Source organism: Peribacillus sp. NPDC097197, from assembly GCF_050278025.1.
Taxonomy (GTDB): Bacteria; Bacillota; Bacilli; order Bacillales; family DSM-1321; genus Peribacillus.
In genome coordinates, this window is the sequence record NZ_JBNNST010000009.1 from 43,144 (window position 1) to 62,399 (window position 19,256).

At 33.0% G+C, this 19,256-nt stretch carries 20 protein-coding genes and 1 pseudogene; 11 read left to right on the plus strand and 10 right to left on the minus strand.

The window, feature by feature from the left end; translation table 11 throughout:
• Nucleotides 1-57: 57 nt before the first annotated feature.
• The 4 genes from ACQKL6_RS13295 to ACQKL6_RS13310 form a co-directional block, all read right to left on the minus strand.
• Entirely contained in the window at nt 58-1,266 is a 1,209-nt protein-coding gene (locus ACQKL6_RS13295; RefSeq protein ID WP_427651246.1) for a copper amine oxidase N-terminal domain-containing protein, read from the minus strand.
• A gap of 60 nt (nt 1,267-1,326) precedes the next feature.
• Nucleotides 1,327-2,490 (minus strand): HNH endonuclease, encoded by a 1,164-nt coding sequence (locus ACQKL6_RS13300; protein ID WP_427651247.1) that lies wholly within the window; start codon nt 2,488-2,490, stop codon nt 1,327-1,329.
• Between the two features lie 75 nt (nt 2,491-2,565).
• A complete protein-coding gene (locus tag ACQKL6_RS13305; RefSeq protein WP_427651248.1) occupies nt 2,566-3,879 on the minus strand; it encodes an HNH endonuclease in 1,314 nt (437 codons plus the stop codon).
• Between the two features lie 207 nt (nt 3,880-4,086).
• A complete protein-coding gene (locus ACQKL6_RS13310; RefSeq protein WP_427651249.1) occupies nt 4,087-4,791 on the minus strand; it encodes an SH3 domain-containing protein in 705 nt (234 codons plus the stop codon).
• A gap of 245 nt (nt 4,792-5,036) precedes the next feature.
• On the opposite strand from ACQKL6_RS13310, the gene ACQKL6_RS13315 reads away from it, so the two are divergent.
• The 3 genes from ACQKL6_RS13315 to ACQKL6_RS13325 all read left to right on the plus strand — a co-directional run bounded on the left by ACQKL6_RS13315 (nt 5,037) and on the right by ACQKL6_RS13325 (nt 6,508).
• Nucleotides 5,037-5,348: a hypothetical protein gene (locus ACQKL6_RS13315; RefSeq protein ID WP_427651250.1), complete on the plus strand. Its 312-nt coding sequence runs from the start codon at nt 5,037-5,039 to the stop codon at nt 5,346-5,348.
• A gap of 101 nt (nt 5,349-5,449) precedes the next feature.
• The gene (locus ACQKL6_RS13320) at nt 5,450-6,289 is read left to right on the plus strand and encodes a ComEC/Rec2 family competence protein (RefSeq protein WP_427651251.1); all 840 of its coding nucleotides are present in this window, start codon (nt 5,450-5,452) and stop codon (nt 6,287-6,289) included.
• Nucleotides 6,290-6,508, plus strand: a complete 219-nt coding sequence (locus tag ACQKL6_RS13325; protein ID WP_427651252.1) for a DUF3006 domain-containing protein — start codon at nt 6,290-6,292, stop codon at nt 6,506-6,508.
• 375 nt (nt 6,509-6,883) lie between these two features.
• On the opposite strand, the gene ACQKL6_RS13330 is transcribed toward ACQKL6_RS13325, so the two are convergent.
• On the minus strand, nt 6,884-7,234 hold the full coding sequence (locus ACQKL6_RS13330) for a transposase (protein WP_427651253.1): 351 nt from the start codon (nt 7,232-7,234) through the stop codon (nt 6,884-6,886).
• Between the two features lies 1 nt (nt 7,235).
• Complete coding sequence (locus tag ACQKL6_RS13335; protein WP_427651254.1) at nt 7,236-8,921, minus strand: ribonuclease YeeF family protein; 1,686 nt, start codon at nt 8,919-8,921, stop codon at nt 7,236-7,238.
• Nucleotides 8,922-9,212: 291 nt separating this feature from the next.
• Between ACQKL6_RS13335 and ACQKL6_RS13340 the strand changes: the two genes are divergently transcribed.
• Nucleotides 9,213-9,530, plus strand: a complete 318-nt coding sequence (locus ACQKL6_RS13340) for an excalibur calcium-binding domain-containing protein (RefSeq protein WP_427651255.1) — start codon at nt 9,213-9,215, stop codon at nt 9,528-9,530.
• Nucleotides 9,531-9,999: 469 nt separating this feature from the next.
• Here the strand turns inward: ACQKL6_RS13340 and ACQKL6_RS13345 are convergent, their stop codons facing one another.
• From ACQKL6_RS13345 to ACQKL6_RS13355, 3 genes are all read right to left on the minus strand, one after another.
• Nucleotides 10,000-10,731, minus strand: a complete 732-nt coding sequence (locus ACQKL6_RS13345; RefSeq protein ID WP_427651256.1) for a hypothetical protein — start codon at nt 10,729-10,731, stop codon at nt 10,000-10,002.
• 233 nt (nt 10,732-10,964) lie between these two features.
• The gene (locus tag ACQKL6_RS13350; protein ID WP_427651257.1) at nt 10,965-11,183 is read right to left on the minus strand and encodes a hypothetical protein; all 219 of its coding nucleotides are present in this window, start codon (nt 11,181-11,183) and stop codon (nt 10,965-10,967) included.
• A gap of 86 nt (nt 11,184-11,269) precedes the next feature.
• Nucleotides 11,270-12,403, minus strand: coding sequence for an HNH endonuclease (locus tag ACQKL6_RS13355; protein WP_427651258.1), 1,134 nt, complete (start codon nt 12,401-12,403; stop codon nt 11,270-11,272).
• A 903-nt stretch (nt 12,404-13,306) separates the two neighbouring features.
• Between ACQKL6_RS13355 and ACQKL6_RS13360 the strand changes: the two genes are divergently transcribed.
• The 6 genes and pseudogenes from ACQKL6_RS13360 to ACQKL6_RS13385 all read left to right on the plus strand — a co-directional run bounded on the left by ACQKL6_RS13360 (nt 13,307) and on the right by ACQKL6_RS13385 (nt 17,605).
• Nucleotides 13,307-13,483 (plus strand): helix-turn-helix domain-containing protein, encoded by a 177-nt coding sequence (locus tag ACQKL6_RS13360; protein ID WP_427651259.1) that lies wholly within the window; start codon nt 13,307-13,309, stop codon nt 13,481-13,483.
• Nucleotides 13,484-13,512: 29 nt separating this feature from the next.
• On the plus strand, nt 13,513-13,704 hold the full coding sequence (locus tag ACQKL6_RS13365; protein WP_427651260.1) for a hypothetical protein: 192 nt from the start codon (nt 13,513-13,515) through the stop codon (nt 13,702-13,704).
• 35 nt (nt 13,705-13,739) lie between these two features.
• Nucleotides 13,740-14,825 carry a hypothetical protein gene (locus ACQKL6_RS13370; RefSeq protein WP_427651261.1) on the plus strand — a complete coding sequence of 362 codons (1,086 nt, stop codon included), beginning with the start codon at nt 13,740-13,742 and terminating at the stop codon, nt 14,823-14,825.
• 387 nt (nt 14,826-15,212) lie between these two features.
• Nucleotides 15,213-16,346, plus strand: a complete 1,134-nt coding sequence (locus tag ACQKL6_RS13375) for a tyrosine-type recombinase/integrase (protein ID WP_427651262.1) — start codon at nt 15,213-15,215, stop codon at nt 16,344-16,346.
• A gap of 56 nt (nt 16,347-16,402) precedes the next feature.
• A pseudogene (locus ACQKL6_RS13380) lies at nt 16,403-16,942 on the plus strand (DUF3898 domain-containing protein); the annotation flags it as partial.
• Between the two features lie 417 nt (nt 16,943-17,359).
• Entirely contained in the window at nt 17,360-17,605 is a 246-nt protein-coding gene (locus ACQKL6_RS13385; RefSeq protein WP_427651263.1) for a hypothetical protein, read from the plus strand.
• A 490-nt stretch (nt 17,606-18,095) separates the two neighbouring features.
• Here ACQKL6_RS13385 and ACQKL6_RS13390 read toward each other — a convergent pair whose 3' ends face one another.
• Nucleotides 18,096-18,344: a hypothetical protein gene (locus tag ACQKL6_RS13390; protein WP_402959074.1), complete on the minus strand. Its 249-nt coding sequence runs from the start codon at nt 18,342-18,344 to the stop codon at nt 18,096-18,098.
• 222 nt (nt 18,345-18,566) lie between these two features.
• Between ACQKL6_RS13390 and ACQKL6_RS13395 the strand changes: the two genes are divergently transcribed.
• Nucleotides 18,567-18,977: a hypothetical protein gene (locus tag ACQKL6_RS13395; RefSeq protein WP_402959076.1), complete on the plus strand. Its 411-nt coding sequence runs from the start codon at nt 18,567-18,569 to the stop codon at nt 18,975-18,977.
• Nucleotides 18,978-19,256: the final 279 nt, after the last annotated feature.

Below are 19,256 nucleotides of genomic sequence, written 5' to 3' on the forward strand. Positions count from 1 at the left end.
CGGAATTTAATTTAGACAAAAAAAGAGTCCAAATGAGGACTCTCTTGTGTTAGATACTTAAAACTTACCTGAAGTAGGTGCTGCAAGAACATAAGTTCCTGATTTGTTAAGGTTGAAATTCAATACTTTAAAAAATGAACCAGCAGAAGTTACATACCAATCCCCACCAATTTTGATGTATGGGTCTGCGTGATTGTTTCCACCAACAATAGTAGTGTCGTAACCCATTTGGTCAAATACTGCAATAATAACCTGAGCTGAAGCATCACAATCCGATAACCCTCTAAAAAGGTTATCATAAGCAGAGCGTGGTGCTCCAGTACCTGGGTCTTTTTTATTGGACGATAAATCAAGAGCTACTGACATAGTCTTATAAGCCTTTTCTATTTCCTTAACACTTACATTATTTTCAACTAACTCTCCAATATCCCCCTCAGCCTGCTTTAAATCTATATTTCTAGACGACCTGTTTGACCTGTCTCCGTCCCATCTTGCACCTTGTATATATTCGTTATAAAACATTGATGATTCTTTACTCCCACCGAGATACTGTTTATTGAAGTCTTTATCCAACGCAGATTTTACTGCACTCATAACCATATCATACTCTTTTTGATTTTTACTCTCATACGTATGGTTACCATGCTTGACCAAAATCCCCTTTACCACTTTTTGTTTCACTTTTACGATAGTTACCGTCTTCTTGGTTTTGTTATACGTAGACTTAACTGGTGTTAACTTAGATATCAAAGAAGTGGATACCATCATCGTACCATTTATAGAAGTAGCCTTAACCGCCATTTTATAACTCTTACTATTAATCTTAGCCGCCTTGCTACCTTCTGTTACTGTAATAACCGTTTTCCCCTTAGTCGCCGTCATCGTTTTTGCTTTCTTATCCGTCTTAATTTTAGCTCCAAATTCTTTAAATACATCAGACATTGGTACTAATACTTTCCCATCGCTGTATATAGATGATTGCTTAAAAGATTTAGTTTTACCTTCAATAACTGTTTTGATATTGGTATAGGTTACTTTTTCTGAAGTAGCAGCTGATGTCGGTTGAATAACTTCCTGATTCGAATTAGCAAGGGCATATATCCCGCTTGTAAAAACTGAACCTATCAAAATAGAACTAATCAACATTCCCTTAAAAACATGACTAAATCTTCGCTTCATATTTGCTTTTTGTCCTTTCCCATTTCTCCTATAAATAGTATTCATATGTATCTGAGTATCTTCAGAGATTTTAAGGTTCTTTGTCATATTCCGCTATCCTCCTTTTGTTCGTATTTTTGAAGTAATTTAAAACCCAAACAGTTGGTTCTAATATTTCTCTAGCTTTTTAATAAGTTCCTTCAATTCTTCAATAGTCAACACTTCATCTTTTTTTCTATGTATCATTCGGTGACAGTTAGAACAAACAGGCACTAGATCAGTCGCAGGATTTATAGCCACTTCTTCTTGAATCGTGCTCAGTGGTTTAATATGGTGAACCTCAATGAAGTCTTTCCCCCGCTCGCCATACCTTTTTTCAAAATTGAAGCCGCATCCTGCACAATTAAAACCATGAATCTCGATTGTTTTCGCCCTGTTCTTTGGATTTCGCTCATACCGCCTACCATAATAGTAGATTGTTGCACCATCATTATAATAATCATCTTCTTCAGAGTGTTCAGAATCAATGTCATTAATTGATGTTTTTAAGATTGAGCTATTCAATGATTCTTGAAATTCTTCGAACAAATCTGTAATAACTTCTACAGAATCCTTTTGCCAATCATTTGTATTAATTCTTCCTTGTTTATAATGAATCATCGTTACATCTTCAATTTTCACCATTGGATTTTGTTGATGTAAAAGTTTGATGCCCTCTTTCTTTGCTAGCGTTAATAATTGCTTCGTTACCCCACTCTGAATATCAACATGTTTTAGTACTTTATCATCTTCTAGTAAATAAACTAGGTACTTAGATAAGAAATTAGGAGATACAACATCAGGCTCTATTTTAACAGTTATAATATAATATATCGTTTTATTACCAATAATATATTTCTTATTATGTAATCCTTGTTGAAACAACTTTTGATCAAATTCATTTAGATCCTTCATGGATTTACCTTCTATATTAAGACTCTCAAGACAATCTATAACCATCGCGAAATTGCTATGCTGTTTTTGTAATACTCCAATGGCGTCATTCATCGAGTACCCTTTAAATATTCCTTTGTGCTTATCCTTAAGTCCAATGTAATGTAAAATCCCCATCGTTTGATAACCGCGACTCTCAGTAGAGTTCAGGCCAATGATATTCTCGTCTATCCATCTATGTGTTTTTGAATTGAAAATATACTCATAAACAACTCTGCTTCTAACAGCTGGATTAGATGCATTAAATTCTCTAGAACGTTTAACAGGCTCTAAATCAGGAATCCATAACATATCGTTAGAATATTCACCTTTTAACACATCTTGGTTTTTACTTTGCATCACTATTCCCCTTTATTTAAGTATTAGATAATAACCTAACTCTTTTCAAAACCTAAAATAAACCTTCATAAGTCTTTAGCTATAGTAAGAAAATAGCTCTTGCAATTTTATATCAATTCCACTTTGATTCAACCTGTCCATTCTACTTAAGTACATCTTTTCAAGCATCGGCTTTATTTCTTCAAATATTGCATGATGTATCTTTTTGTGACACAAAGGACAAAACGATATAATATTCGCTTCAACATCAATACTTTTTTTGAACAAATCTTGATATTCCATAGGAATTAAATGATGTGCCTCTACATAATTTTTTCCTGTTCTAGAAGAAATAAAAAGTTCATGTATTGAGTCTAATTCACATCTATATTTAGCTGATTCAATCGCTCTTTTTGAATAAAGAGGATTCCTTTTGAGTTTTTGTGAAAGAAAATAAATATGATTTAGCTTTTCTCTTGGTTTATCATCGACTTTCTCAATATAATCGATTGATATCATCTCTACTTCTTTTTGAAATGTTTCCTCATCTAAATTGTCATTATCATATACGGACCTTGAATTTTTCCTTAATAAAATTTCATACAGATTCTTGTAATAACTTCCATCTAGTTCTTGTAGAGATTGATTAAATCCTTTAAAATTCTTCCAAATACTTTGCATTTCTAAAGAAGTTATAGGATCGAAAATAGCTATGGATGTAGGATCAAAAATATAAGCGCCTTTATACTCCCCTTTCATTTCACGTTTATACAACAACTTTTCATCAAGAATAGCCGAGGCTATAATATGTCCTTTAAATTGAAATAAAACTAGAGTTCCAGGCTCTGCCTTCATCCCTTTTTTGAAGTTATACCCTCTAAAAGGTAATTCATTTAAAAACCAATTCTGTACGTCCTCAATTTGCTTTCCTGTAAACTCTGGGTCACTCTCTGACATGGGCAAAATCCTGATTGCAGGAACCTTTTCCCTTGTTTTTTTCAGCTCTCTTTTAATCGAATTTTCGATGAACGGAAGCTCACTCTTCAAAATGTGTATTTCTGAGGTCTTTTTTATGTTTCCATATCTTCTCATACGATAATGTAATTTATCTAATAGTTCTGGTATCTCGACTTTTTCAAACCATTGTTTTAAAACCGCCTCGGTTACTCTCCCATCAGCGCCATTACCATCCTTATTATTATATCTATAAGCATTCATGTTCTTGTAACCGATAAATTTACTAGGAGCGAACATATCTAACTCAGCAATATAATACCATTGTCGATAACGTGACAGAAAACGTCTTCTTAATTCATCATCTGAGCTGATATCATTATTAAATTGTCTTATGTTGTCTTTCACTTCTGTAACATCTTCTACTAATATAAAATCTTCCATTTTCCCATCCACTCATTCTATTTTATTTGAAATAGTACATAGTTTCTATTCCTATTTTTATAGAAAACTATGTACTATTCATACAAGTGTTAAACTATTTTTAGCTTAAAGAAAATTCATAAGCATAGATACTTTTCATCATTTTTCTACGTATCTATCAATGATGTTAAGAAACAAATCTTTAGATTTGTCTTGGGTCACTAAACTATCCTATTTATTTTACTCCAGACTAATAAGTTGAGAAGATAGCTTTCCATTCAACAATGATTTAACTAACCCTATATTTTGAGCGTAATAATAAGTATCTCTTCCATTATGTTTCACTTCAATGCAATTTTTAAATGTACCTGCAGGTGTTATCACTGTTTTATTTACAGCTGAAATTTGAGCTTTTATTTCCCCCTGCTCACCCTTACGCCATTTTCGGCCTACCTTTACTGGATACTCGATATCTACAATATAATAAAAGTCTGGAATCCCTATATATAATCCATTTTTATCTTCGTGAACTGCATATGTCTCATAGTCCGATTCCCATATATCCTCGCCATAATAACTTTTCCCTATATATACCTCTTTAGATTTCTTTCCTTTAGTTTCATACCAGTATACTTTTGATATATCTTTTAGATAAGAGTTAGCAAACATAAGATATTTCGTTGATACATAGCCTTTCTTCTTTTTATATCTTATTTCTGACCAACCATTTTTTGTTTTTGAGTAAACAACCAATTTTAATCCATCTTTTAATGATCCAACTTTTTTCGACTTACTATTTGCGCCGCTTCTTACATTCAGACTACTACCTTTTGAAACATTCACAAATGCTGTCTTTTTTGCATTTGCCTCGACCGATAGTGAATTATAAGAGAAAAATGATAATAACATAATTGGTACAATCATAATTTTCAATATATTACCCATATTTTCAATTCCCCTTTATATTATGCGAATAGGATAATAATACTACTTATATACACTTTTTGGAATGTATAACTTTACAAATATTACAAGTGAAGAGACAAAAAGATATACCGCCCCGTATCCGGCTCCCAAAGAATACATCTACTCTATTACAAAATTGTGAATCAATACCTCGGCTTTTCACAATAATGTAACAAGGACTAATTACTCATATCTAGAACTCTTTAATTCAAGGGAGGAATTTAATGAAATATTTCATTGCTCATATAACATTTAAAGATGGTTTCACACAAGAGTACCTATTCAAAGCTAGGACGGCTAATCTATTAGAAAGTCAATTCAAGAGATGTGCCGATGGAGGCGTGAGTACAATTAAATTTACTATTTACATGGAACATGTAGAATCAATATTCTTACAGGAGATTACCGATTACACTAACATCAATAAAAGGGCGTTTGCCAAAATAAATGAAACACGGAGCTATTGTTTAAATGATTTGTTGGAGGAGTTTGGTTTTAAAGATATCGGATATCCTAGCCCTTTTGAAGAAAACTGACGTAGGTGGAATTAGAGAGCTAGATATATTCAAAAATATATACAACCTTAGTCCCAAATAGTTTGAGAATCGTGATACAGTAACTATTAGGGGGCGAAATTATGAAAAAATTGAATATTGTACTAGTTGTTGTTCTATTCCTGTCATTACTAACTGGGGTTACAACAACGGAAGCATCTTCTAGTGTTAAGGTTCACTACATTAATGTTGGTCAAGGTGATGCTATTTTGATTCAGACACCAAATGAAAATATTTTGATTGATGCTGGCGGTAAAGGTAAAGGCGATGAAGTTGTAGCCTACTTAAAGAAACAAAAAGTTAAAACTCTTAATGCAGTAGTGTCCACACATCCTGACGCTGACCATGTCGGTGGATTAGCTTATGTAATAAACACAATGAAAGTAAAATCTGTTTATGCACCTAAAGTTTCCCATACTACACAAGCATACAAAGACTTTCTGACAGCCGTTAAGAAGAAAAAACTAACAATTAAAAAGGCAAAGACGGGCGTGGAAATTACAACAAAGGCAAAGAACACTTCATTAAAGTTCATCGCACCAGTTAAGGACTACGCTAAGTCAGACTTAAATAACTGGAGTGCCGTACTTTTACTTAAACACAATAAAAAGACGTTCTTATTCACTGGTGACGCTGAAGAAAAATCCGAAAAAGATATGCTAGCTAAAAAACTAATACCTAGTGTTGATGTTCTTAAAGTAGGACATCACGGTGCAAAAACATCAACAAGTTCAGCACTTATAAAAAAGGCCAAACCTAAATACGCTGTAATCAGTGTAGGGAAAAATGGATACGGTCACCCCACTTCTACTGTAGTAAAGCGATTAAATTCAGTAAAAGCCAAAATCTATCGTACGGACAAATCAGGTAACATCATCTACACCTCAACGGGTACGAAACTTACTGTAAAGACGGTGAAATAGATGGTAGATGGTATCATTGATCGTTTTGAAGGAAAGATTGCCGTCGTGGAAATCGATGGTGGGGACATGAAGGATATCCCGAAAAGTTCACTTCCAAAAGGAGCCAAGGTCGGGGATATGCTGATTATCGATGGAGATAACATTAGTATCTCTAAAGAAGGCACAGAAAAGTTAAGAAAAGAAATTGATAACTTAATGGATGAACTTTTTGAAGATTAAACAATGAATCGATTGCCCTCTCATTTGAGTAGGGCTTTTTTTGTATAGGTTGAGCGGATTATTTCCATTTTTATTTTTATCGAAAGAAGAACGAGTTACGCCGCTTTTGTAACCTTTATTCAGCGCCGTACGTTTTACTACGTCTTAAACTTTGTTTTTACTTCTACAACATCATTTGAACCTAGGTAAAGACCTAATACTATACATAAAGGTGGAAAAAAAATGAAAAAAACGTTTTATAGCAAATCAACCCATACCTTTAACATCCTATAATTAAAGTAAAAAAAACTTGAAAGGCATTTAGCCAATCAAGGTAATAGAATTCATCAATTTAAATTGTGTTCTATCTGAAAAACACTGTAATAAAAAGTACAATTAGCTGTTGCTATCTCTTTCTTCTATGAATTCTAAAAACGAATCTTGTAGTTCTCCTTCTGTATCAATAGAATCAAGCAGTAATTTAGGTTCGAACGAACAATCTTTTAAAGTTGAACTTCCATCAATTACTCCTAGCATGTTTGAAATAGTATCCATCATGGTTTGTTCAATTATTTTCATTAATGTATCTTTATTTTCGTCTGTTAAACTATCGTAAAAACCAATAGCTTTTTTCCAATAATCATCTGTTTTAGGAGTAACATTTGTTGTTTCATACAAGTTTTTGTATAGTTGAAGGTTCTCTTTAACTATTGACTCATAAAGTGATTTAACAAAAGTCTCATTCATTTTATTTCCTCATTTCTGGATACATTTTTTTGTTTAATTCAATAAGATTTTTTAATTCAGAATTTGGTATGTCACCATAGACTCTTCTTAGTTCCATAATATCCCTTGCCAATAGCTGTCTAGGATTCTCTATTCCTTTGGTACTTCTCGAAACTATACCATTAGGGCCTTTTATTGTATGACCGACCTTTGGAACATTTATTGCGGGAGCAGTATTTGGATCATAATTATCCACTAATTTCTTCATTACTGCCTTCTGGCCAGCATGATGGGCATCTAATCCTTCTACTCCTTTAATATCTTTATATGCTCCAACTTGATATTTACCCGTACCCTTACCATTAATTTCAGTTTCTACTCTCGCCATTGAGATTAGCTGTTCTTTTAACCCAGCACTATTAACCGCATTATAAGGGACGCCTCCTGCCAATTCTAATTGGTTTCTAGGATTGTATGGCAAAAGATTAGCAATAGAACTAGATAATTCTTTCGACTTTACAGTACCTTTCACCGCTGCCGTTTTAGTGGTTGCTACCCCAGTTTTAGTGACAGCTCCTGCGCCTTTAGTTCCTACCAATGAAGTGGCCACTGTTCCTATTGCATAGGATACCCAGTGAGCCCGTGAATAAGCATTACCACTTACCATATCTCGGTCGTAGGAGTCTTTGATAGATTTAGAAATATACTTATAGGTTTGAACAGGGTGGATGATGGAATTAGCCATACCTGTAAGACTCTCTTCAGGATTTGTGACAAAATCCCACGTTCCGACTACAAAATCTTTTCCTGCATCATAAAGGCCCACTCCCACTCCTTTTGCAATCTCTGTCGTTTGCCTATTTGTTTCTAATTGTAAAGCATATTGCTGATGGATAGGTTCTAAGTTTTCATACCCAATCTTATTAGCGATTTTGAGAAACTCATCTGGATCTGTAACGGAATCAAGCTGTGCTTTCAAGTCTTTCATCAGACGTTTTTCTGCTTCCTCTTTCTTTACTTTCAGATATTCTTCATTCTCTTTTTTTCTCACTTCAAAATTTTTAAAAACTTCGCTATTTTTATAAGAGGATGAATTAAAATATAAAGGAGATGTCTCCCCACCCCTTGTACTAGATTCCTTCAACTGTTCCATGAGGGCCACTACTGCATCCAGATCCTCCTCAGATTCAGCATATTCAGTCGTCCATTTATGGTCTAGTTTATGAACCTTATTAATCGTTTTGGTCCTTTTCTTTTCCGCCTTCTCCATATTTTCTAAAAAACCTTCATCGGAAAAGGGCTCTAATTGGATGATATCATGAATCCCTTCTAAGATTTTTTTCAAGTCCGATTTCTGAGCGTGGACCATTTCCTTAACATTGTGATTAGCCGTTACTAACTCTTCTTCTAAAAAAGGAACTGTAACAATACTTTCATCAAGGTCGGCCTCGATAATATCTCCTGGAATACTGTTAAAAAAGGCAATATGACGGTCAATCAATCCCATCCAGGCCTCTACTACATCCACCTGAGCTTTGTAAAAACCCTTAATGGCAGACGCACCTTGGCCCTGGAACTCGTCATCTAGGTTCACGATGCCATTAAATTCTTTCTTTAAATCCGTGAGTTGTTCTTTTAGGTCCTTGTATTGCTCAACACGTATCTCCATGGCATTCACAAGTGTTTTAGATTCATAAATCAATGACATAATAGAGATCCTTCCAATGATCTTTTTTGTTAAATAATGGTTATACTATATTTTAGAAGAATTTCTACTTTTTTTCAATAAGTGAATGCTTAAAACATGTTCCTAGAGTACAATGGTAGCTCTTTGTATCTAATAAATAGTGGCGACAAGTCCTTTAAGGACATACCACAAATAGGTGCCCCGCCGAAAAATATACTTGTTCAGGGGTTTAATACTCTTGCGTATATATCGAAAAGCCAGAAATAATAATTCCTTTTTATGGATATTTTGTTATAATCTATATACAAAGGAGTGATTTGTTTGAAAAAAATAATATCTTTAGTAGCTGCTACAACCCTTATTGTTGGTGGTATAGCCACATTTACACCGAGTCAAGCAGATGCGAAAAGTGACATTTATAAAAATTGCACAACCTTTAACAAGACGTATTCTAAGGGTGTAGCGAAATCTTCAAGTACGAAGAATAAAGTAGTTAACAAGAAAACGAAAAAAGTAACGTACAAAGCGCTGTCTAAAGGAACAAAGATTTCCGCAACGATTTATAAGAATGCGATTAAAAAAAACTCTGATTTAGATCGTGATACTGATGGAATTGCATGTGAAAAGTGACCAGTAATATATTAAATGGGATTTTTAAGATACTTTAATATTGAAAGTACGGCGCACAATACTTCCGCTTCAATATGAAGAAACCTATATGAAATTTCATTTATATTTGAAGCGTATGTGAATGTAACATTCCTATGTTACATTCATCCTTAAACCTCAATGGATAAGAAAACCCAGATTCCTCTGATGAGAGCCCAACAATAGGCTTCTGCTCAAATATGGAGCGGAAGCCTATACTACATTTATATGTTCCCACTTAAAATCTTTGAAGCTTAACTGAATAAAATTGGGGTTTTATTCAGCCGTTAGCTCTATTAACCCGTTCATCTACTTAATAATAAAAGGATATTTTTGGTATTATAGATAGTTATAGCAATTATGCATCTTCACCATTTTCAATATATTCAAATAGCTGTATAGGACACTCCATGATAAAATATATAATGGAAAGTAAAGGATTTCCATAAAATTACTTAGCAACCATTTTTACTTTTCTTAATCTTCTTCTATACCTCTTTAATTGTCTTTTTTTTCTGATTACCTGCCAGTGATGTCTCAATTCCACATAATTGACTGTACTAATTTTAATGATAGATTCCTCAGAAACTGTTATCCTTTTATGATAATATGCGTACACACGCTTTTTTTTCGTTTCACTAATTAATTCACCTAGCCATATTTTTCGGTTAAGTTGCCTTATTGCATCATTAAAACTTGTTCTTTTTTGGTCTATTCTTTTAAGATAGAAATAAGCAGGGAGTGACAAGTGATAGTCTGGATAACTTTCGATCCCACTAAAAATTTGTCGGTCAATTGTTGTTATCCCAGGCGAGGATATATATTTACCTTTGTAGCTAACACTATGCGCTATGTTTTCTTTCCTTGAAATAAGTTGAGTTTTGATTCCTAACTTTCTCCAAGAATGTACAACTTTCCATAATATTTTTTTGTGATACTTACTTTCCTTATTACTTAGTGCTTGTTTAACTACCCTTGAATCAAAGAGGATGACTCCATTATTGAAATTATAGTATTCGAGAAATGCTGTTAATTCGAATAGAGCTAAAGCCTCGGCGAGATTATTATCAGATTCATTAATCAAGATTCTACGACTTATTATACTCCGATCTTCAAATTCAATTACAAACGCTAAGTATGCACTGTTTTCCTTTACAGAAGCATCTGTGTATGCAATAAACATTTATTCTCGCCCCCTTCGATTGTAACAGGCTTAATATTCCAGCCTTTTTCTCAAGAAAATTAGGATTTCATTCATTTATAATTTCAAAATCCATAGTACGTTCAAATTTTTTTAGACACATATACAAGATTTAAAATTATGAATTTTCACTCTACTTTTACGGTGTTTAATCTACACTCAACATTCGTGCATAAAATGCCTCTTATCCTCTTGAATAAAATGGTAACTACTTATTAATTTTCTTCTTTTTCTATTTTTTTCAGCGCCTCATCCAAGGTGATATGATTACCTAATCTTATACTTTCTCTTGATTCACTAATTTTTTTAAACTCTTCTAGCGTATATCCACTATTTTTCGTCAATAATAATTCAATAAAATTCCAGGCCTCCAGTAATGTTTTATCTTCTAAGTGTTCAATCATCTTTTGCAGTTTCTCTCGCTTATCATTCATAGATAATACCACCTCATAATAACCCTTAAAAACCGACTGTGTATTTCAGGTCGTGGTTCTTCATTTTTTTACATATTAAGGCTGATTTATATTCTTTTATTATTGTATTGTAGCCATTCATCGTATTGAGCCTTTGTATTACCCCCAAATTTATATTCCTTATGAAAATCCAAATGACACCTTTCACAAAGAGTTACTCCATTATCAACTTTCACCCTTTTCTCTTTACACCAATCATATCCATCTAAATGATGTACTACAAGATTGCCTCCCCTATTATCGCCGCAACATTGGCAAGTATAGTTATCTCGTTTGAGTACGTCTAATCTCCAGTGTTCATACTCATGGTATTTCCTTTTTGTCTGCCTTTCCTCCTTAGTTAAATCATGATTATAATTAGGATGGTTCTCACCTCTGTTACTTGTTAGGTAACACTTCATACACCGATTACCATTGAGAAGATTTGAAATGGTAATCTTACTGTTATTTCCACACTTACAAATATACTCATAAGGATCTTTAACACCCTTATATTCTCTTTCTATTAAAGTATGTCCTCGTGTTTCAAATAACTTTATTAATGCTTCAACTGTGTATGGTTCTCTATTTGCACATCTCTTACATCTGACTCCTCTTAAGAAATCCGTTAATCGAACTTTACAATTCTCATTACCACAAACACATTGATATTTCATTGGAGTTTTACTATTGATATACTCTAATTCAAGTAAACTACATCCTTCGTTTTCAAATAGTTCTATTACCTCTTTGTATTTGTAATGTCTTTGAATCCCATTACAATCAGGACATTCACGTACTTTCATAAAATGGTTATATGAAACTTGCCACAAATGATTATTTTTACATCTTATTGTTAAAGGGGATTTATTATTAGTATAGTCTCCTAAGCCTTCGACTAATACATATCCATTTTGTTCAAATTCTGATATTACATCCTTCAATTCTTTTCTTAACTTATTTCCTATTTCATTGCATAGGCCCTTGTTACATCTTCTGTCTTGATAAGCAAACGAACACCAACTAGTTTCACGTGCGTGGCCATTTGGACAAACGATAGAAATCTTGCATTTTTTTGAATCAGTTACATTTGTAGCCGTTATAAATTTAAAACCTTTTTCCTCTACATATGATTTGATTTTTTTTATGCTCAGTAAACGGGAGTTTTCACATTTCGGGCAGATAACCTTAGCATTTAACATTTTAGCCTTCTTCTTCCATTTGTGATTGCAGCCTCCTTTTAAACAGCGTAGTTCCAGTAAAGTTTCTTTGTTACTGTACTCAGCACTATCAATAACAATATTAGGGTTTTTTTTTTAGCTTTTCTTTTACAGATTCTAGCGTTAGTCTTTTAGGCATTATCTTTCGACCCCTCCTATCTTCCAATATTATACAATTATTTTAACTCAAAAAAAATTATATTAATAGAAGGAATTTTGATTATGAAAATGGAATATATATTATAAAGCTCTATAATAAGTGCCAAATAAAGTAGTTTTAAATAAAACGAAGTCTGTTTGATAATCCTTATCATTATATTAAAATAAAATTTCAATCCCTTTCACTTACTATGTCTGGTTAATAAACAACTTAAGAAAGAATGTGGCTTTCTCAAAAAAATACTTGGTAATGTATCATATATATTAAAAGCTTTACAGGGGTTAGATTAAAATACTTACAGAATAGTGTGTAAAATTCTCTCTACCTCTTTTACTCTCCCTATCCGCAGCTCACATAAACTTAAACCTCTGATTCTTTGCTCCAGCCTCTTTTTTGAATCCTATAAGAAGCAATCGTCTCTAAAAACTCTTTCGTGATGATGTACGATTTACGAACTATATTAAATACAATTAAAGTAGATTTAGAATATTTTAAAAGTAGATTTAGAATATTTAGTTATTATATATAGTTCGTAAATCGCACATGATCATTTTAACCTTTTCCGTCAAACTTGATAATTAATAAACTAGCAATGAGTTCTATTAATAACAGCGCTGTTTTTACTTCCGTCAAAATGGGTTAACTATTTAAGTAGTTATGACTTTAATAATTAGAAGAGTTTCCTCTTTATTAAATAAATGAAAGTAGGTAGAAATATGGATATTATGAACTTAACCTCAAGAGAACGGATGAAACTATTAAGGAAACGGAAAAAGTACAAGTTAAGGCAGATAGCAAACCAAGTTGGAGTATCTGTTCCAATGCTATCAATGTACGAGAATGAACTTACCAATCTAAGTAAGGAAAAAGAAGCAAAATATCGTATAAGTATCATGAGTTGAATGATAAAAAGTTAAGGAGGCTTTTCTACATGAATAAAAGCATATATATAAAAGAATACTTCTTTTGTTACTCGATACCCTTGTTCAAGTTTTTAAAAATGGATAGGGGTATTTCTTTTGTCTGTTATGCGTTAAATGACAAAACACTTGCCCCCTTTTGGCTATACCAAAAAACTGAGGAACTTACATTAGCTTTAAAAGAATATAAGACCAGAAATTAATAACAGTATTAGTGAATATTTAGGAGGAAATATATATGAAGAAAAAGAGTGGAATTTATTACAGTGAGAATCAACTAAAAAGAATGCTTATTCAAGGTGATGATAAGTACTCCAAAAGTATATTTATACCTAATGAGTTTTTTTCTGACTTAATAGAATCTGAAGACTTCAAACATAAAATTAGTAAAACGAAAAATAGGTATGCGGACAAGGTAACCACACATGAAAAGAAGGCAAATGCTAAACATATAGCATTTGCCTTTTCATATTTATATTTGATTTCTTATTTGTATCGATACGCCAACTTTTTCTATTCAAATCACGAGGGGAACGAATTTTTCATTAATGACAAAATAATTTACATGATTTTAAATACATCACCAGATAGTAGAGGCGAAAAAGGGATAAACTATATAACAAAAAAGGGCGGGCTACTTGATAAATTAGGATACATCAAAAAAGTAAATGATTTTCCAATTAGATACGTTGTTGAAAAAAATATAAATACTATTGATTACTCAACCCTGGAATTTATTTGCTATTCTGAATATAGAGGTGGACTACCAACTGGATACAAGGAAATTTCAACCAAACAAGAAATAAACTTACCTATTAAAGGATTCTATTATGATCAAGAATGTCAAAAAGAAAAAATAGAAAATGGATATTTTTATGATGTAGACAATACGACTAAAATAGAATTAAAAACCTTTATATATTGCATGTCCAGAGTTGAATTAGGAGTTATGGGATTCTACTTATACTGTTTTATAAAAAGTAAATGTGGATATTACGGCCATTATACAAGAGATTTAATAAACATGAGCTTAGATACTGGGATAGGTAAAACAAAGTTAACCGAGCTGTTGAAAAATCTCGAAGAGCGTAATATGATAACTAATTCTCATAATGTTTTCGTTACAAATTTGCCTTCTGGAAAGGCAGTACCTCCTAATACTTATAATACTTACGACTACTTTGAGTTCCTTAAGATTAGCAAAAAGGTAGTTAAACGCGGTCAAATCATGGATTATGAAAAATATGACGAAGAATATGGTATTTATATAGATGAAAAGTCGACTGATAAACAATTTGAGCTAGTACTACCTTCTGGATTTTAAAGTTAGTAAGCAATAGCCCCGTCCCGTTATTCTGATAAGATTGAAGTTTAATACTAAATGAATGACAGTTTCATCTTTTTTATATTAAATATTATCCACTAAATTTCAGTCTTTCTTAAATACTAGAGCATTGGATTGGAGTTAATTGGTGTAGAACCCATCTCGTATCGTGGTTTATATTGGCGCTGGGTTTCTGCGTGGGTGTATTCCTATGGTCCTCTAAATATAGAAGCGGGGCTACACTGTAAAATAGCCCCCTACCTATTTTGAGTTTAACACCCACACCAAATGTAGTTAATACTGGTATAATAGGTATATTTTATGTGTTATAATTGAGTTGGGAAATTTTATTTCATTCTTAGGAACCGTCATGGAGGGTTCCTTAATATGAACGGAAGCATTAAACAAGATAACAAAACCAATAAATGGTATTTTGTATTTGATGTTGGAAAAGACCCTTTAACGGGGAAAAGAAGACAAATTTACAGACGTGGTTTTAAGACTAGACAAGAAGCAATTGATACGATGACCATAATTAAGGCTGAAATATTACAAGATGAATTCACTGATTTATCTAATCTAAGTATAGAAAGATTTATGGAAGAATGGTTCCAAGAACGTAAAATCCAGCTTCAATCTAGTACTTATGAAACTCATTATATTTATTTTAGAACTGTTATAAAACCTCGTCTTGGTACTTTTAAATTACAAAAGCTAACTCCAATGATTATTCAGAGATTTATAAACGATTTGGTTCAAGAGAGACATTTTTCCGAATATACAATTCATTTGATATTTCGTGTTCTAAGTTCATCATTAAAAAAGGCTACTACAGTGAAATTGATAAAATTTAATCCTTCAATTGGTATTACTTTACCTAAGATCAAACGTAAAGAAATCGATATATGGTCACTTGATCAAATTAATTACTTTATTTCAATTTCCAAGCAGACTAAAAGGTTAACACGTTGCTTTATCGGCTTCCTTATCGGCTTTTTTTGTGGTTGTCGTGAAGGTGAAATAATGGGGCTTAGGTGGAAAGATATTGACTTTGATAGTAATACCCTATATATACGCCAAACATTGACTCAAAAGGCTGAAATTAAGGCAGGAGCTAAGAATAAATCAAGTGTTCGTTCTGTTAGTATTCCAGAAAAGTTAATGCCTGAACTTATTCGTCATCATAAAATGATTGTTGAGGAAAAGTTAGCATTTGGTGAACAGTATCATGACAATGATTTAATCATTTGCACAAAGAATGGGAAACCAATGATACCTCGTAATTTCAGAAAAGAATTTTATAACTTAACTGAAAAAGTCGGATTACCTAGAACTAAATTTCATTCTGCAACAAGACATTCACACGCCACCCTTCTCATACAACAAAATGTGAATGTTAAATTAATATCTGAACGTCTTGGTCATGCCGATATCTCTACAACCCTTGATACGTATTCTCATGTACTCCCTAACATGCAAAAAAGTGTTGCAAATGAGATTGATAAAATCTTAGAAATGTGAGCATTAGTGTGAGCAATGCATTACAAATCCTTTGATGTCAGTACTTTAAACATATTTACCCCTTCATGCCCGAAGAAGGAATTGTCGAAGAAGGTGAACTGAAAATCCACCAGGCTTCACATGCCCGCTACTTCGAGGATTTCCTTAAGTTCGTAGAATATGGGGAATCCATGCCAGAAATTATGAAAAACCAGGTCATTCATATGGTCCATGAACATGTATCTGCACAATTCGAAGAAAACAGCGACGAACTGCAGAAATTCGAGCAAGACCTCGAAATCTGGGAATCAAGTGAAAAACGGGAAATCCAGGAACGCTTAGAAACCCACCAGGTCGTCGAAGCAACTGCCCAAATCGTCGAACATACACCAGAAGCCGAACTGCGCATGAAGCTTGGCAGTACCTCCGTTAAAGGACTTCTAGCCGATTTCGGGGAAAGCATTCATTTAGGCAAGATTAATGGGAAGTATGTATTAATGATAGAAGCCGACACGATTCAGTTCGATAAAGGCGTTTCACCGATTGAATTCCATAGGCCAGATGATTTGATGGAGATTGTGGAGCGGATTAGTAAGAAGAGTATTGGAGAGTATTGAGGGGTTTTATATAGAGTTTGAAATTTTGGTTTCCTAACGCCAACAGTATGAATATAACTATAATTTCTCGCATTTTTGCGACCGCAGTTGTGATCATAAAAAATAAAAATTAAGGATTTAGGGCTTATATTTTAAAGGATTTCATTTTATAAAATATCATTCTAGCCACTCCGCTAAAAAAGCAGAGTGGTTTTTAGCTATAGAATTTCATTTTAAGCGAATCATTTGGATCCTCCACGGTTTGATTTCAACTTGACTATTGGCCTTCTTTGGAAACTATACTATCAGAGATTGTTAACTGTCCATTCAAAGCTAACTACCCCCCTTTGATTGTAGAAGAGACCAATAATAATTTGCATTGCCATCCAATGCTTACCAACATATAATAGAAGTAATACAGTTTAAGGGGGAATATAAATGAGTGAAAGTAGAGATCCAATTAATACTACTCTGGCTTCTCATTTAAACATGCGACTCACTCGTTTAGCCAAAGAAAGGGATATCCAGATGGAAAAATTGCTGGATAAGTCTGTGGAATTACTACTTGAATATATGGAAGATCATGAAAACCTTAACGATCATATTAAATTAAATAATGTGGAAGCCATCAATAAAAATAGGGAAATTATCCTTCAAAGCAGGCAATTATTAAAGGATAAATAATACAAATAAAAGCACAATACCCGTAGGTAAGGTGCTTTTTTCTTCACTACAAAATTTTAGCTCCTTCGCAAAAAATCTTACAAAATAGTCTTTTTTAATCCAAGTAAAAAGGCAGTCCAAGAACTGCCCTAAAAAATATTCATTCACCTAATGATGAAATGATATTAGTAGTAATAACAACTTTTTTTATTCTTTTTACAAGAACAAGGTCTTTTTGGAACCCAGACTGAATAAGGGTCATTCTCCTCATAGCATTTTTTCACAAAGCAGCAATTTGTACTCATAACTATCTCCTCCTTACTAAATTATATGCATGTACTTATCGGAGTGTGTGGACAAGTTGCTTATATAATTAGTGAGAAATGGTGACAAGAGTACATATTGATGTCTGTTTCTTAGGCGTACAAGACAATCACCTAAATAAAGAAGGGCTTTATATCACCCTTGCAGGAGAAATCCTTGAATATGAGAAGGTCACAATATTTTCTGCTCAGTTAAATTCACCTTTATTATACCGATTAATCAAATTATCCCTAACAAATTCTCTACTGGAAGGTGTTAGCTTTGACCTTTCTGGATGGATCAAATCTCCAAATGGTCTCTCCCGAACAAACTTGATTTCTCCTTCAAACTCCACTTGTGCATCCGCATCATATCCTACCACTTTCACGAAACAAGTGTTATGTCCCGTTTTTATAAAATCGATTACATTTAAAATATGTTGGTTTTCACGATTCATATTTCTTCCCCCAAAGCTTGGTTGTTATTTGTAAAATATACATATCAAAACGGTTCGTCCTACCCATATTTAAGATATTACACCTTCCCTCTATTTAAGCAATGATAAAATAAATTGAATTTGGTAATCCTATTAAAATCTGTTTGATGTACCCTTTTATATCCTTAATCCTTCTCTATGAAATTACAACCTGCTATAATTTAGAAATTGGAGGTGCACTATTTGAAGGAAATTATTCTGGTTTTAACCGAGATCATCAATAACATTCATGATTTCATCCTGATATTTGTAAGTGATACACTAAACTTAAATGCTACGGATAAAGATCTACACTTTTGGATAATGGGCATTATAGGGATTATCATATTCATCTTTGTGCTAGTTTTATCTAACATCATATCAAGACTACGATTTGGCATTACCATACTTTCTTTCATTTATACATTCACCGTCATGGTGGTATTGGTTTTTGCAATTGAAATACAACAGGCGTTAACTAGTAGAGGGAATATGGAATTTCAAGATGCTGCCATAGGTCTCTGGGGTTTCATCGTCTTTTTCTTAATTTTCGTTGTTCTATCATTTTTATACTTATTCATTAAAAGAATTTTGAAACAGACTAAAAAAAGATAAGAAGATACAAGCCTGAATATATCTCCACCACAATGAGAAAACGTGCACGCTTGAAAGCGCGTTTTTTCATTTTTTCCTTTCTTCTACAATAACTTCCTATCAAATTACATCCGTTTCATCGTCTTATCTATGTAACATCTTGTCGCCCCCCTATTTTATTAATGTATATATAATCACTAGCCACCAGAAGAATGATATTAGTAGATACTTAGCGATATTATTCAAAAGTTTGAAAATGAATTTCATTTATTACTCCCCAAACCTTATTAATTATCTATC

Excerpts from the sequence above, each read along its gene's own strand:
- ACQKL6_RS13365 (WP_427651260.1), top strand. The coding sequence starts at position 13,513 with ATGAATAAAAGCATATATATAAAAGAATACTTCTTTTGTTACTCGATA.
- ACQKL6_RS13335 (WP_427651254.1), bottom strand. The coding sequence starts at position 8,921 with ATGTCATTGATTTATGAATCTAAAACACTTGTGAATGCCATGGAGATA.
- ACQKL6_RS13390 (WP_402959074.1), bottom strand. The coding sequence starts at position 18,344 with ATGAATCGTGAAAACCAACATATTTTAAATGTAATCGATTTTATAAAA.
- ACQKL6_RS13385 (WP_427651263.1), top strand. The coding sequence starts at position 17,360 with ATGAGTGAAAGTAGAGATCCAATTAATACTACTCTGGCTTCTCATTTA.
- ACQKL6_RS13350 (WP_427651257.1), bottom strand. The coding sequence starts at position 11,183 with ATGAATGATAAGCGAGAGAAACTGCAAAAGATGATTGAACACTTAGAA.
- ACQKL6_RS13300 (WP_427651247.1), bottom strand. The coding sequence starts at position 2,490 with ATGCAAAGTAAAAACCAAGATGTGTTAAAAGGTGAATATTCTAACGAT.
- ACQKL6_RS13345 (WP_427651256.1), bottom strand. The coding sequence starts at position 10,731 with ATGTTTATTGCATACACAGATGCTTCTGTAAAGGAAAACAGTGCATAC.
- ACQKL6_RS13315 (WP_427651250.1), top strand. The coding sequence starts at position 5,037 with ATGAAATATTTCATTGCTCATATAACATTTAAAGATGGTTTCACACAA.
- ACQKL6_RS13330 (WP_427651253.1), bottom strand. The coding sequence starts at position 7,234 with ATGAATGAGACTTTTGTTAAATCACTTTATGAGTCAATAGTTAAAGAG.
- ACQKL6_RS13375 (WP_427651262.1), top strand. The coding sequence starts at position 15,213 with ATGAACGGAAGCATTAAACAAGATAACAAAACCAATAAATGGTATTTT.
- ACQKL6_RS13360 (WP_427651259.1), top strand. The coding sequence starts at position 13,307 with ATGAACTTAACCTCAAGAGAACGGATGAAACTATTAAGGAAACGGAAA.
- ACQKL6_RS13295 (WP_427651246.1), bottom strand. The coding sequence starts at position 1,266 with ATGACAAAGAACCTTAAAATCTCTGAAGATACTCAGATACATATGAAT.
- ACQKL6_RS13370 (WP_427651261.1), top strand. The coding sequence starts at position 13,740 with ATGAAGAAAAAGAGTGGAATTTATTACAGTGAGAATCAACTAAAAAGA.
- ACQKL6_RS13320 (WP_427651251.1), top strand. The coding sequence starts at position 5,450 with ATGAAAAAATTGAATATTGTACTAGTTGTTGTTCTATTCCTGTCATTA.
- ACQKL6_RS13325 (WP_427651252.1), top strand. The coding sequence starts at position 6,290 with ATGGTAGATGGTATCATTGATCGTTTTGAAGGAAAGATTGCCGTCGTG.
- ACQKL6_RS13310 (WP_427651249.1), bottom strand. The coding sequence starts at position 4,791 with ATGGGTAATATATTGAAAATTATGATTGTACCAATTATGTTATTATCA.
- ACQKL6_RS13355 (WP_427651258.1), bottom strand. The coding sequence starts at position 12,403 with ATGTTAAATGCTAAGGTTATCTGCCCGAAATGTGAAAACTCCCGTTTA.